The following is a 13,285-nucleotide window of genomic DNA, read 5'->3' as shown; positions in this document are numbered from 1 at the left end:
GTCACGGAGCGGTCGGCACCTTGATCTTGCCGGACTTGATCTTCTTGGCGTAGCCGTCCAGCTGACCCGTGATGTCGTCGATGAAGCCACCCGAGGTGGAGTAGCCCACACCATCGGCCTTCAGGTCGTAGGTCTGGTAGCTCACCAGCGGTGAGCCGTCGGCCACGGACTGGATCATGTCGAACGTCGCCACGTCGACCCGCTTGAGCATCGAGGTGAGGATGTGCGGCTGCTGGTCGGCCGGAGCGGTGAGGTACTGGTCGGAGTCGACACCGATCGCCCACTGACCCGCCTCGGTGGCGGCTTCGAACACACCGGAGCCGGAGGCACCCGAGGCGTGGTAGACGATGTCGGCACCCTTGTCGAACTCGGCCGCGGCGGCGGCCTTGCCCCCGGCCGGGTCGGAGAAGCCGGACAGGTCGCTCTCCTCGATGTACTTCACCTCGACCTTGATCTTCGGGTTCACCGCCTTGGCGCCCGCGACGTAGCCGGCCTCGAACTTCTTGATCAGGTCGGTGTGCACACCGCCGACGAAGCCGATGTGGTCGGCCTTGGTCTTCAGCGCCGCAGCCGCACCCACCAAGAAGGAGCCCTCGTTCTCGGCGAAGCCGAGGTAGGCGACGTTGTCGTTGGCCTTGTCGTCGGGGTCGTAGCCGTCGATCACCGCGAAGTTGATGTCCGCATAGTCGGGGGCCACCGCGTTGACCGCGTCGCTGTAGGCGAAGCCGACACCGATGATCGGGTTCATGCCCGCCTCGGCCATCTGGCGCAGCCGGTCCTCACGGGCCGACTCGGCTTCACCATCGGTCGCCTCGCCCTCCTTGCAGGTCGCGCCCAGCTCGGAGACAGCCTTCTCCAGACCGGCATAGGCCGAGTCGTTGAAGGACTGGTCGCCACGGCCGCCCACGTCGTAGGCCAGGCCGACCTTGGGCCCGTCCCCGCTTGCGTCCGCGCAGGCGTCCTTGCCACCGGCAGCGCTGCTGGTGTTGTCGCTGCTCGGCGCAGAGTCGTCGTTCTTGGCGCAGCCGACGAGCGCCACGGACGCCACCGCCGTCACTGCCACAATCTTGGTCAACCGACGCAAGGGTCCTCCTGGTGATCGTTTCGCTTCGCGCCGGACGGCGCTCGCGCCTCACCCTAATACCGCTCCCGGGGCCTGATGGAACACGGGGCGCACAACTGTTATCAGGTGGTGATCCCCGTTATCCGTTGGTGATCTGGGTCAAGCTGGCGAGAGGACGGCGCCGACGGCGGCCTCGGCCAGGATCCGCGCGCCCAGCCCGATCGCGCCCTCGTCGATGCGCAGGTCGCCTTGGTGCAGGTCGAAGGTCGGTCCGCCGGGGGTGCGCGTGCCCAGGCGACCCATCGCTCCCGGCACCGACTCCAAGAACCAGCCGAAATCCTCACCGCCCAGGCTCTGCGAGGTCGCCACATGCCGGGACTCCCCGACCACCCGGTCGATGGCCGCACCGAGCAGCTGGGTCGCGTCGCGCTCGTTGACCACCGGCGGCACCCCGCGCAGGTAGGTGATGTCTGCTGCCACGCCGTACGGCGCCAGGATCTGACCGACCAGCTCCCGGACCAGGTGCTCCGCGTCGGCCCACGCGACGGCATCGAGCATCCGCACGGTGCCGGCGACGCGGCCGGCCGTGGGGATCACGTTGGGGGCGCCGCCCGCCTGCACGATCCCCCAGCTCACGCTGACGCCGGCTCGCGGGTCCATCCGCCGCGACAAGATCGCGGGCAGCTCGGTGACCAGCTTGGCCAGCGCGAAGGTGAGATCCTCGGTGAGATGCGGTCGCGACGTGTGGCCGCCCTTGCCGCTGAGCCGGACGTCCAGCAGGTCCGAGGCGCCGGTGATCGGCCCCTCCCGCAGCCCGACCATGCCGACGTCGGTGCTCGGGTCGCAGTGCAGCGCGAAGATGTGCTCCACCTCCTCCAGCGCACCCTGAGTCATCATCGCCAGGGCCCCGCCGGGCATCTTCTCCTCGGCCGGCTGGAACAGCAGCCGCACCCGACCGGGCAGACCACCCTCGGCGTGCAACTCGGCGAGCGCCAGGCCGGCGCCAACCAGGCAGGCGGTGTGCACGTCGTGGCCGCAGGCATGCGCGACCCCCACCACCGTGCTCCGCCAAGGGTCCGCGGTGGTGTCCTGCACCGGGAGCGCGTCCAGGTCCGCACGCAGCGCCACCCGCGGGCCGACGTCACCCAGATCCGCGATCAATCCCGTCGCCGAGTGCCGGGTGACCTGCCAGGCGGAATCGGCCAAGGCGGCGGCCACGCAGTCAGTGGTCCGCAGCTCGGCGAAGGCCAGCTCCGGGTGCGCATGGAGGTCGCGCCGAAGCTCGATCAGCCCGGGCAGCCGTCGATCGACGACGCCCTGGATGAGCCGCGATGCCGCGGCAAGGTTCGCTGAGGTGAGCATCACGGGAGACTCTAGTCGTGACCCATCTGCCGCGGCGCTGTGGTGGGTGGGGACCCGGAATACGAGGCTTCTTGCCACGACAAGACCGCGGCAGATGCCTCAGCGCTGGTCAGCGTCGTAGGCCGCGAGGATGCGGTCGGCCGCGAGAGGAGCGGCCAGCTGGCCGGCGAGCACGGCGGCACGGACCTCGTCGCGGATGGCGGTGACGCCAGGCGAACGGCGCAACCGCTCGCTCAGCTCGTCACGGACGAGTGCCCACATGAAGTCGAGCTGTTGGCCGGCCCGCTTGTGCGTCAGACCCTCGGGGCCGAGGTGGTCGCGGTGCCGCGCGATCTCGGCCCACACCTCGTCGACGCCGGACTCCTCGAGGGCCGAGCAGGTCAGCACCGGGGGGATCCAGCGCTCGCTGCCGCGATAGACCATCCGCAGGGCGCCGGACAGCTCGCGGGCCGCCCCGCGAGACTCGCCGAGCAGCTCGCCGTCGGCCTTGTTGACCGCGATCACGTCGGCGATCTCGAGGATGCCCTTCTTGATCCCTTGCAGCTGGTCACCGGTGCGGGCCAGGGTGAGGAAGCAGAAGGTGTCGACCATGCCGGCGACGGTGACCTCGGACTGGCCGACCCCGACCGTCTCGACGAGCACGACGTCGTAGCCCGCCGCCTCGAGGACCAGCATCGCCTGCGTCGTGGCCCGGGCGACCCCGCCGAGCGTCCCGGCCGCAGGCGAGGGCCGGATATAGGCGTGCGGATCGGCGGCGAGCTTCAGCATCCGGGTCTTGTCGCCGAGCACGGACCCTCCGCTGCGCACCGACGACGGGTCGACCGCGAGCACGCCGACCCGATGTCCCTGCGCGGTGAGCCGGGTGCCGAGGGCCTCGATGAAGGTCGACTTGCCGACCCCTGGCACCCCCGAGATGCCGACCCGGGTCGAGCTGAGCGAACCGGGCACCGCGACGGCCTCCAGCAGCTCCCGCGCCGCGGCCCGGTGCGCGGGCAGGGTCGACTCGACCAGCGTGATGGCGCGCGCGACGGCGGCACGCCGGCCGTCGCGGACCCCCGCGACGAGCGCGGGGACATCCACCGGGCGCGCCATCCGACGTCGGCCCTCAGCCCTGGCTGGCGCGCAGCTTGGCGAGCAGGTCCAGTGCCGAGTCGGCGATGACGGTGCCGGGCAGGAAGACCGCTGCCGCGCCCATCTCCTCGAGCGTCGCCACGTCGTCCGGCGGGATGACCCCGCCGATGACGACCATGATGTCGGGCCGACCCAGATCGGCCAGGGCACGCTTGAGAGCGGGCAGCAAGGTGAGGTGCCCGGCAGCCAGCGAGCTGACCCCGACGATGTGGACGTCCGCGTCCACCGCCTGCTGGGCGACCTCCTCGGGAGTCGAGAAGAGAGGCCCCACGTCGACGTCGAAGCCGAGATCGGCGAAAGCGGTGACGACGACCTTCTGGCCGCGGTCATGGCCGTCCTGGCCCATCTTCGCGACCAGGATGCGGGGCCGCCGACCCTCCTCGGCCTCGAACTCGGCGGTCGCTGCCAACACCTGCTCGGTCTTGTCGTCGCCGTCGCGGCGGGCTTCGTCGCGATACACCCCAGCGATGGTACGGATCACGGCCTGGTGGCGGCCGTAGACCTTCTCCATCGCCTCGGAGATCTCCCCGACGGTGGCCTTGACCCGAGCCGCGTTGACCGACAGCTCCAACAGGTTGCCCGACGACGTGGCGGCGGCGTTGGTGAGAGCGTCCAGCGCACGGCGTACCTCTTCGGGGTCGCGCTCGGCCCGCAGTCGCTCCAGCTTGGCGATCTGCTGGCGGTAGACCTCGTCGTTGTCGACCTTGAGGACCTCCAGCGGCTCCTCGTCGGCGATCCGGTAGGTGTTCACCCCGATGACCGCCTGGGCGCCGGAGTCGATCCGCGCCTGGGTGCGGGCCGCGGCCTCTTCGATGCGCATCTTCGGCAGGCCCTGCTCGATGGCCTTGGCCATCCCCCCGGCCTCCTCGGCCTCGGTGATGTGCGCCCAGGCCCGCTCGGCCAGGTCGTGGGTGAGCCGCTCGACGTAGTAGCTGCCTGCCCACGGGTCGATGATCTCGGTGGTCTTGGTCTCCTGCTGCAGCAGCAGTTGGGTGTTGCGAGCGATCCGGGCGGAGAAGTCGGTCGGCAGGGCGATCGCCTCGTCCAGGGCGTTCGTGTGCAGGGACTGGGTGTGCCCCTGGGTCGCCGCCATCGCCTCGATGCAGGTGCGGGCGACGTTGTTGAAGACGTCCTGGGCGGTCAGCGACCAGCCCGAGGTCTGGCTGTGCGTGCGCAGCGACAGGGACTTGGGGCTCGTGGGATCGAACTGACCGACCAGCCGTGCCCACAGAGCCCGGGCCGCGCGCAGCTTGGCGACCTCCATGAAGAAGTTCGTCCCGATCGCCCAGAAGAAGCTCAGCCGCGGGGCGAAGGCGTCGATGTCGAGGCCGGCGGCCAAGCCGGCCCGGATGTACTCCACGCCGTCGGCGAGGGTGTAGGCGAGCTCGAGGTCGGCGGTCGCGCCTGCCTCTTGCATGTGGTAGCCGGAGATGGAGATCGAGTTGAAGCGGGGCATGTTGGTCGCCGTGTAGGCGAAGATGTCGGAGATGATCCGCATGCTCGGCGCCGGCGGGTAGATGTAGGTGTTGCGGACCATGAACTCCTTGAGGATGTCGTTCTGGATGGTCCCCGCGAGCAGCTCCGGCTTCACCCCCTGCTCCTCGGCCGCGACGATGTAGAGCGCCATCACGGGGAGCACCGCGCCGTTCATCGTCATCGAGACACTCATCTGGTCCAGCGGGATGCCGTCGAAGAGGGTCCGGGCGTCGTAGATCGAGTCGATCGCCACCCCGGCCATGCCGACGTCGCCGCGGACCCGCGGATGGTCGGAGTCGTAGCCGCGGTGGGTGGCGAGGTCGAACGCGACCGAAAGGCCCTTCTGTCCCGCCGCGAGGTTGCGCCGGTAGAAGGCGTTGGACTCCTCGGCGGTGGAGAAGCCGGCATACTGTCGGATCGTCCAGGGTCGGGTGGTGTACATCGTCGGGTAGGGCCCGCGCAGGAACGGCGCCAGCCCCGGCCAGGTGTCGAGTGCGTCCAGGCCGGCCAGGTCGGCCGGGCCGTACGACGGCGCGATGTCGATGCCTTCCGGCGAGTGCCAGGCGGGTCGTGTGTCGCCCGAAGTGTTGCGGTTTGGGCCCAAACGGCGGAGATCCGGGGCCGAATCACGCAGTTTCGGCCCATTCGGTGGGGTCAACGGGAGCCCGGCGAAACTCTGCGGGATGGTCATGACGCGTCCTCTCGGGCCTGCCCCAGGGCCTCTCGGGTCCGGCCTAGGAAGGCCAGGGCGTCGAGGCCCATGGCGCAGGAGTCGTCGAGCAGGTCGGCCTCGACGGTCCGGGCGCTCGGCTTGCCTGCGAGGATCACGCGTCGTGCCCCGGCGTCCCGCAATGCGGAGACCAGTTCGGCCCCCCACTCGGCGTAGGCCCCGTCGGTTCCGGCCAGGCAGACCACCGGTTGGCCGGCGTACGCCGCCACGACCTGCTCCGGTCCGCCCGTCGCGCCGGCAGAGTCCACGGCTACACCACCTGCCGCGAAGAGGTTCGTCGCGAAGGTGGCCCGAGCAGTGTGCGCCGCGACCGTCCCCATCGTCGCGAGGAAGACGCGGCCGGTCGGCGGATCGGCACGCAGCGCTTCGAAGGCGGCGCCGTAGCGTCTGACCGGGTCCGGCTCGCCGCGACGCTCGGGCCGCACCTCGGCCAGGTTGGGAAACTCGCTGAGCCCGGTGATCGGATGCCGTCGCGTCGCCACCAGGGCGTCTCGCCGAGCGACGACGTCGTCGATGCGGGTGCGCAGGGAGCCGTCGGCGAGGGCGGCCTCGACGCCGCCCGCATCTTCGATCCGACCGAACTCGGCCCAGGCCGCCTCGGCAAGGTCGTGGGTCAACTGTTCGACGGCGTACGCCCCGCCGGCAGGGTCGCTGACCGCCGCCACATGCGACTCGGCGATCAACAGAGAAGAGACGTTTCGCGCGATCCGCCGCCCGAACGCGTCCGGCTCGCCGAGCGGCAGGTCGAAGGGCAGCACAGTGACGGCCTCCGCGCCCCCGACGCCCGCAGCGAACGCCGCCACGGTGGTGCGCAGCATGTTGGCGTAGGGGTCGTAGGCGCTCATCATCGGTCGGCTGGTGACCGCGTGCTGCCGTTGGCCGCGCGTGTCCTCCCCCGCTCCCGACAGCTCCGCGACCCGCGCCCAACAGGCCCGGGCGGCGCGCAGCTTGGCGATCGTCGGGAACTGCTCGTCGGTGGCGGCGTAGCGGAACTCGAGGAGTCCGAGCGCATCCTCCACCGCGATCCCCGCGCCCACCAGCGAGCGGAGGTACGACGCCCCGACGGCTAGCGTGAAGCCGAGCTCTTGGGCGTCGGAGGCGCCGAGATCGTGCACGGTGGTCCCGTCGACGACGACGCCGAGCATGCCCGCGCCGAGCGCGAGCCGAGCCACCGTGACCAGGTCGTCGGCATCGGTGCCGCAGAGACCCCGCACGGTCGCCCCCACCGGGTCGACACCGAGGTTCGTCCCGGGGGCGGGTGTGACCCCGTGTCCGGCGACCAGGGCGAGCAGTTCCTCGGCGGCTGTCCGTGGCGCGGTTGGGGCGTCGAGCACGACCGGCGCGAGGTCGAGCATCACCCCGGCGAGCAGGGTCGCTAGGTCGGTGTCAGCGGTGGCGGTGACCCAGAGGGAGGTAGCCCCGTTCTCCAGGTCGGCGACCACGTCTGCACTGTTGCCACCCAGCACCGGTGCCCGCAGGTCCCAGGGACCGACCCGCGGTGGCCGGACGGGGGCAGGCAGGTCCTCGGTGGACGCTGCGACGCCTAGCGGCGGCACCGCGATGCCGTCCAGGGTGGTGCGTGCCAACTTCTCCCAGACGAGCGAGTCGGGATCCTCCCCGGCCATCGTCCTGGTCTTGCGCAGGACGGCTGCGGTGGCGGCCTCCCACTGCGCGCGGCTGTGCCGGGCGGGCTCCACGTCGAGCGGCAACGACCGGTCGACGGAACTGTCGGCGGAGGTGCTCATACTGGTGAGAATAGGAGTCCCGCAGACGCCACGGCCACCGGTTGCGGCCCAGTGAGACCCATCCCACTCCGCCCGGTCGACGACGGCGACCGGCAAGCGGACGTCGTCCTGCTCCGGAAGGCAGCCCAGGTCAACCAGGCCTGGGCCGCCGCGCAGCCGGGCCGCCGCGCAGCCGGGCCGCCGCTACCGACAGCACGCATTGACGTCGATCGAAGAACCTCTCTAGCGTGTCTTCGCACGAGGCGTGATCCAGGGTCGCCACTGGCCGAATCATCCCCGTCCGAATCGTCCCGGTCTGTATCATCCCCGTCTGGAGGGGTCGTTGATATCTGTGTTGTCGTCTCCCGAACACCCGCACACCGAGAACGTGTGGGGGACGTCTCGGCCGTCGCGAGCGGCCCATCCGTGGGATGCTCCGCAAGGCGCGGAATCGAAGCCATACCGGGTTGTCTCGCGAGATTTCGCAACGCCGCGGAGCGCCCTCGGGGCGTCGCGCAGCAGACCATCGGCTTCCCCAACACGTTCTGAGAACCTCCGATGAGCTCGGTCAGCGGGGATCTCATGCAGGACAGAGGAGAGGACGGGGTGGCTGGGTTGGCCGACGTGGTGCGCTCCGTCGTCGAAGCGCACCGCCATGAGCGCGGTCCGCTGCTCGTCATCTTGCAGGACCTGCAGCACCGGCTCAGGCATGTGCCGGCCGACGCGGTGCCACTGATCGCCGCCGAGCTCAACCTGTCTCGCGCCGACGTCCACGGCGTGCTCAGCTTCTACCACGACCTGCGCGACCAGCCTGTCGGCCGGACGATCGTCCAGGTGTGTCGCGCGGAGGCTTGTCAGGCCGTCGGCGCGGAAGCCCTCGTCTCCGCGGTCGAAGACGAGTTCGGCATGAAGGTCGGCGAGACGACCGCCGACGGGTCGTTGACACTCGACCAGGTCTTCTGTCTCGGCAACTGCGCACTCGGGCCGTCCATCCTTGTCGACGGCCGCGTCCACGGCCGGGTGAGGCCGGAAGATGTCGCCGCGCTCGCCAAAGGCCAGGCGTGACCAGAATCTATGTGCCGCGCGACTCCGCGGCCACCTCGGTCGGCGCCCATCAGGTCGCGGACGCCATTGCTGCTGCCGCCGCCTCCCGTGGGCTCGACATCACCCTCGTCCGCAACGGCACCCGCGGGATGCTCTGGCTCGAGCCGTTGGTCGAGGTCGAGACACCTGAGGGACGCTTCGGTTACGGGCCCGTTGTCCCCGATGACGTCGAGGGCCTGGTCGACGCCGGGCTCCTCGACGGGTTCTCCGGCGGGGCGGACCATCCGCTAGCGCTCGGGCTCGTCGAGGAACTCCCCTGGATGCGGGAGCAGCAGCGGATCTGCTTGGCCCGGGTCGGTCTCATCGATCCGCTCTCCGCCCAGGACTATCTCGCCCACGGGGGGCTCGTCGGGCTACGGCGTGCCCTCTCCCTCACCCCGGAGGAAGTGGTGGAGGAGGTCGTGGAGTCGGGTCTGCGCGGCCGCGGTGGGGCGGGATTCCCGGCGGGCGTCAAGTGGCGCACGGTGGCTGGCGCGGAGGATCCACTGAAGTTCGTCTGCTGCAACGCAGACGAGGGCGACAGCGGGACGTTCGCGGACCGGATGATCCTCGAGGGCGACCCCTTCGCCCTGATCGAGGGAATGACGATCGCCGCCGCCGCAGTCGGCGCGCACGAGGGCTATGTATATCTGCGGTCGGAGTATCCCGACGCTGCCGCCATCTTCCGGGAGGCGCTCACGATCGCCCGAGAGCTGGGCTGGCTCGGTCCGGATGTGTTGGGCTCGGGCTACGCTTTCGATATAGAACTCAGGGTCGGGGCCGGTGCTTACATCTGTGGCGAGGAGACCTCGATGTTGGAGAGCATCGAGGGGAATCGTGGCACGGTCCGAGCCAAACCACCCATTCCCGCGCTGAGCGGCCTCTTCGGACGTCCAACCGTCGTCAACAACGTGCTCACCATGGTCAGTGTCCCAGCCGTGCTCGCCGAGGGAGGAGCTGCGTACGCCGCACTCGGCGTCGAGCGCTCGCGCGGCACCCAGGTCTTCCAACTTGCCGGCAACATCGCGCGCGGAGGAGCATTCGAGACCGTCTTCGGGATCTCCCTGGCCGACCTGGTCCATCGGCTGGGCGGCGGCACCCGCTCCGGACGACCTGTGCGCGCGGTGCAGGTCGGCGGTCCCCTCGGCCAGTACATCCCGGCCAGCCGGCTGGACATCCCCACCGGCTACGAGGCGTTCGCGGCTGTCGGAGCGATGCTGGGACACGGTGGGATCGTCGTCTTCGACGACACCACGGACATGGCGGCGATGGCCCGCTTCGCCATGGAGTTCTGCGCCGAGGAGTCCTGCGGCAAGTGCACGCCGTGCCGCATCGGCTCGACCCGTGGCGTCGAGACCATCGACAAGATCCGGAGCGGCGTCGACCGCGATGCCAACCTCACCCTGCTGACCGACCTGTGCGACCTGATGGCGACCGGATCCCTCTGCGCGATGGGCGGTCTCACCCCCAATCCGGTCCTCAGTGCGCTCCAGCACTTCCCGGAGGACTTCGACACCTTGGAGACAGGACGATGACCCTGCAAGTCGACCACGACCTCGGCACACCGGCACCCGCCCACGAAGCGCCTGCCGTGACCGTCCACATCGACGGCGTTCCCGTCACGGTGGCCGAGGGCACCTCTGTGATGCGTGCCGCGGCGCTCGCCGGCATCGATATCCCCAGGCTATGCGCCACCGACAGCCTCGCGGCGTTCGGATCCTGCCGACTCTGCCTAGTCGAGGTCGAGGGCGGCCGCGGCACCCCGGCCTCATGCACCACCCCCTGTGTCGACGAGATGAAGGTGAGCACACGCACCGAGAAGATCGACAAGCTCCGCCAGGGCGTGATGGAGCTCTACCTCTCCGATCACCCCACCGACTGTCAGACCTGCGCACCGACCGGTGGCTGCCACCTCCAAGATCTCGCCGCGGAGGTCGGGCTGCGCGAGATGCGCTACGGCTACGACGGCCACCATCACCTCGGCTCGCTGGTCGACTCCAGCAATCCCTACTTCACCTTCGATCCCTCGGCGTGCATCGCCTGCTCACGCTGCGTCCGAGCCTGCGGCGAGATCCAAGGCACCTTCGCGCTCACGATCGAGGGGCGCGGCTTCGAGTCCAAGGTCTCGGCCAGCGCCGGCGAGAGCTTCCTCGAGTCTGAATGCGTCTCCTGCGGCGCCTGTGTGGCGGCCTGTCCGACCTCCGCGCTGCAGGAGAAGCTGGTGACCGATCTCGGCATGCCGACCCGGACGGTTAAGACGACCTGTGCCTACTGCGGCGTGGGTTGCTCGTTCAACGCCGAGTTGAAGGGCGAAGAACTCGTCCGCATGGTTCCCGACAAGTTCGGTGGGGCCAACGAGGGCCACGCCTGCGTCAAGGGTCGCTTCGCCTTCGGCTACACCCACCACCCCGACCGGATCACGACGCCGATGATCCGCGAGAAGATCACCGACGAGTGGCAGGTCGTCGACTGGGAGACCGCGATCTCCTACGTTGCGCGGCGCATGCAAGAGATCCAAGCCAGCTACGGTCCGGCCGCGATCGGCGGCATCACCTCCTCCCGCACCACCAACGAAGAGGTCTACGCGGTCCAGAAGATGGTCCGCGCGGCCTTCGGCAACAACAACGTCGACACCTGCGCCCGCGTGTGCCACTCACCGACGGGCTACGGCCTCAAGCAGACATTTGGCGAGTCTGCGGGAACCCAGGACTTCAAGTCGGTTGCCGAGGCGGATGTCATCGTGGTGATCGGCGCCAACCCGACCGACGGCCATCCTGTCTTCGCCTCCCGGTTGAAGCGCAGGCTGCGCGAGGGCGCCCGGCTCATTGTCGTCGACCCTCGCCGGATCGACTTGGTCCGCTCACCGCACGTCGAGGCGACCCACCACCTCGCGCTGGCGCCGGGCACCAACGTCGCGATCGTCAACGCCCTCGCTCATGTCATCGTCACCGAGCGCCTGGTCGACCGAGAGTTCGTCGATGCGCGCTGTGAGGAGTTCGACACCTGGGCGGAGTTCATCGCTCGCCCCGAGAACAGCCCCGAGGTTGCTGCCGAGGTCACCGGAGTGCCGGCAGAGGACATCCGCGCTGCGGCTCGCCTGTACGCCGAAGCACCCAACGGCGCGATCTACTACGGGTTGGGGGTCACCGAGCACAGCCAGGGCTCGACCATGGTGATGGGCATGGCGAACCTCGCGATGGCCACCGGCAACATCGGACGCGAAGGGGTCGGCGTCAACCCGCTACGCGGGCAGAACAACGTGCAGGGTTCGTGTGACATGGGGTCGTTCCCCCACGAGCTCCCCGGCTATCGCCATGTGTCCGACGACGTCGTGCGAGGCACGTTCGAGGAGCTCTGGTCCAAGAAGCTCTCGTCGATCCCCGGGCTCCGGATTCCCAACATGTTCGACTCCGCCCTGGACGGCTCCTTCCGCGGGCTGTACGTCCAGGGCGAGGACATCGCGCAGTCCGATCCGAACACCAGCCATGTCTACGCCTCTCTCAAAGCGTTGGACCTGCTGGTCGTGCAGGACCTCTTCGTCAACGAGACGGCGCAGCTGGCCCACGTGTTCTTGCCAGGCACGTCCTTCTTGGAAAAGGACGGCACCTTCACCAATGCCGAGCGACGCATCAATCGGGTCCGGCCGATCATGGACCCGGTCTCGGGCAAGCACGAGTGGCAGATCGCATGCGACATCGCGACGGCGATGGGCTACCCCATGGCGTACGACGACGCGAGCCAGATCATGGACGAGATCGCCGCCCTGACTCCCACCTTCACCGGTGTCTCGTTCGCTCGGCTCGATGCCGCTGGCAGCGTCCAGTGGCCGTGCAACGACGACTTCCCCGACGGCTCGCCCGTCATGCACGTCAAGGAGTTCACCCGGGGCAAAGGCCGCTTCCAGGTCACCGCTTTCGTCCCCACCCTCGAACGCACGAGCCGCAGGTTCCCCCTGATCCTCACCACTGGCCGCATCCTGAGCCAGTACAACGTCGGCGCACAAACACGTCGCACGCCGAACGTGGTGTGGCACGCCGAGGACATCTTGGAGATCCACGAATCCGACGCCGAGGTGCGGGGTATTCGCGACGGCGACGAGGTGACCATCACCAGCCGGACGGGTGAAACGATCCTGCGTGCGGTCATCTCCGACCGGATGCCCGCTGGCGTCGTGTATACAACCTTCCACTATCCGCTCAGCGGAGCGAACGTGGTGACCACGGAAAACTCGGACTGGGCCACCAACTGTCCGGAATACAAGGTGACCGCAGTGCAGGTGACGGTCGGGACGCATCCGGAGGCCGCACTGACCCAGTTGGCCGGATCGGTTCCCGCGGGTGCGCCGCAGCGGAGCAGCGGAGGATGAGCGACCACGTTCCGTCGGCGAAGCTCCGGATGGCGAACGACATCGTTCGTCAGTGGGCCCACCTATCCGCCCAGGAGCGCTCGGTTCGGCTGGCACAGCACGTCAACTCCTTCTGGGAGCCACGCATGCACGTCCGATTCGAGACGCAGGTCGCCGCGGCCGGGGACACTTGCGACCCGGTGATCGTCGAGGCCGTGCGCCTACTCGTCGGTCCCTGAGGGCCGACTGGCCACAGCGGGGTCAGCGCGCTTCCCCACCTCCGCCTCCCCCACTGGCGATCCTGGTCGTCCAGCAGCTCCGCAGCGCGGTGACCCACCGGTAGCCGGGGATTTGTCACATGGGGCCCGGGC

General features: G+C 69.3%; 9 protein-coding genes. 4 read left to right on the top strand and 5 right to left on the bottom strand.

The annotated features are described in order from the left end of the window. Position 1 precedes the first annotated feature (1 nt). The 5 genes from QM714_RS18770 to QM714_RS18750 all read right to left on the bottom strand — a co-directional run bounded on the left by QM714_RS18770 (position 2) and on the right by QM714_RS18750 (position 7,507). On the bottom strand, positions 2 to 1,075 hold the full coding sequence (locus tag QM714_RS18770; RefSeq protein WP_415102858.1) for a BMP family lipoprotein: 1,074 nt from the start codon (positions 1,073 to 1,075) through the stop codon (positions 2 to 4). Between the two features lie 147 nt (positions 1,076 to 1,222). Then, the gene (locus QM714_RS18765) at positions 1,223 to 2,425 is read right to left on the bottom strand and encodes an amidohydrolase (protein ID WP_415102857.1); all 1,203 of its coding nucleotides are present in this window, start codon (positions 2,423 to 2,425) and stop codon (positions 1,223 to 1,225) included. A gap of 99 nt (positions 2,426 to 2,524) precedes the next feature. Continuing rightward, entirely contained in the window at positions 2,525 to 3,517 is a 993-nt protein-coding gene (gene meaB, locus QM714_RS18760) for a methylmalonyl Co-A mutase-associated GTPase MeaB (protein WP_415102856.1), read from the bottom strand. Positions 3,518 to 3,530: 13 nt separating this feature from the next. Next, positions 3,531 to 5,723, bottom strand: coding sequence for a methylmalonyl-CoA mutase (gene scpA / locus QM714_RS18755; protein ID WP_415102855.1), 2,193 nt, complete (start codon positions 5,721 to 5,723; stop codon positions 3,531 to 3,533). Continuing rightward, positions 5,720 to 7,507, bottom strand: coding sequence for a methylmalonyl-CoA mutase family protein (locus tag QM714_RS18750; RefSeq protein ID WP_415102854.1), 1,788 nt, complete (start codon positions 7,505 to 7,507; stop codon positions 5,720 to 5,722). Before QM714_RS18750 ends, scpA begins: the two co-directional genes overlap by 4 nt. A gap of 561 nt (positions 7,508 to 8,068) precedes the next feature. On the opposite strand from QM714_RS18750, the gene QM714_RS18745 reads away from it, so the two are divergent. From QM714_RS18745 to QM714_RS18730, 4 genes are read left to right on the top strand one after another with little or no spacing between them, the layout of a single operon-like run. Further along, positions 8,069 to 8,551 carry an NAD(P)H-dependent oxidoreductase subunit E gene (locus QM714_RS18745; RefSeq protein ID WP_415102853.1) on the top strand — a complete coding sequence of 161 codons (483 nt, stop codon included), beginning with the start codon at positions 8,069 to 8,071 and terminating at the stop codon, positions 8,549 to 8,551. Beyond that, positions 8,548 to 10,104, top strand: coding sequence for a formate dehydrogenase beta subunit (locus QM714_RS18740; RefSeq protein ID WP_415102852.1), 1,557 nt, complete (start codon positions 8,548 to 8,550; stop codon positions 10,102 to 10,104). The genes QM714_RS18745 and QM714_RS18740 overlap by 4 nt, the downstream gene beginning before the upstream one ends. Next, a complete protein-coding gene (gene fdhF, locus QM714_RS18735) occupies positions 10,101 to 12,935 on the top strand; it encodes a formate dehydrogenase subunit alpha (RefSeq protein WP_415102851.1) in 2,835 nt (944 codons plus the stop codon). The genes QM714_RS18740 and fdhF overlap by 4 nt, the downstream gene beginning before the upstream one ends. Beyond that, complete coding sequence (locus QM714_RS18730; RefSeq protein WP_415102850.1) at positions 12,932 to 13,153, top strand: formate dehydrogenase subunit delta; 222 nt, start codon at positions 12,932 to 12,934, stop codon at positions 13,151 to 13,153. Before fdhF ends, QM714_RS18730 begins: the two co-directional genes overlap by 4 nt. Positions 13,154 to 13,285 lie beyond the last annotated feature (132 nt).

The organism is Nocardioides sp. (assembly GCF_047602075.1).
GTDB lineage: Bacteria > Actinomycetota > Actinomycetes > Propionibacteriales > Nocardioidaceae > Nocardioides.
The sequence above is the reverse complement of the archived record's forward strand: the minus strand, read 5'-3'. Positions and strand labels throughout refer to the sequence as shown.

What these genes read in the sequence shown, in the direction of transcription:
- QM714_RS18730 (WP_415102850.1), top strand. Translation starts at nt 12,932, where the DNA reads ATGAGCGACCACGTTCCGTCGGCGAAGCTCCGGATGGCGAACGACATC.
- meaB (WP_415102856.1), bottom strand. Translation starts at nt 3,517, where the DNA reads ATGGCGCGCCCGGTGGATGTCCCCGCGCTCGTCGCGGGGGTCCGCGAC.
- QM714_RS18765 (WP_415102857.1), bottom strand. Translation starts at nt 2,425, where the DNA reads ATGCTCACCTCAGCGAACCTTGCCGCGGCATCGCGGCTCATCCAGGGC.
- fdhF (WP_415102851.1), top strand. Translation starts at nt 10,101, where the DNA reads ATGACCCTGCAAGTCGACCACGACCTCGGCACACCGGCACCCGCCCAC.
- QM714_RS18750 (WP_415102854.1), bottom strand. Translation starts at nt 7,507, where the DNA reads ATGAGCACCTCCGCCGACAGTTCCGTCGACCGGTCGTTGCCGCTCGAC.
- scpA (WP_415102855.1), bottom strand. Translation starts at nt 5,723, where the DNA reads ATGACCATCCCGCAGAGTTTCGCCGGGCTCCCGTTGACCCCACCGAAT.
- QM714_RS18745 (WP_415102853.1), top strand. Translation starts at nt 8,069, where the DNA reads ATGCAGGACAGAGGAGAGGACGGGGTGGCTGGGTTGGCCGACGTGGTG.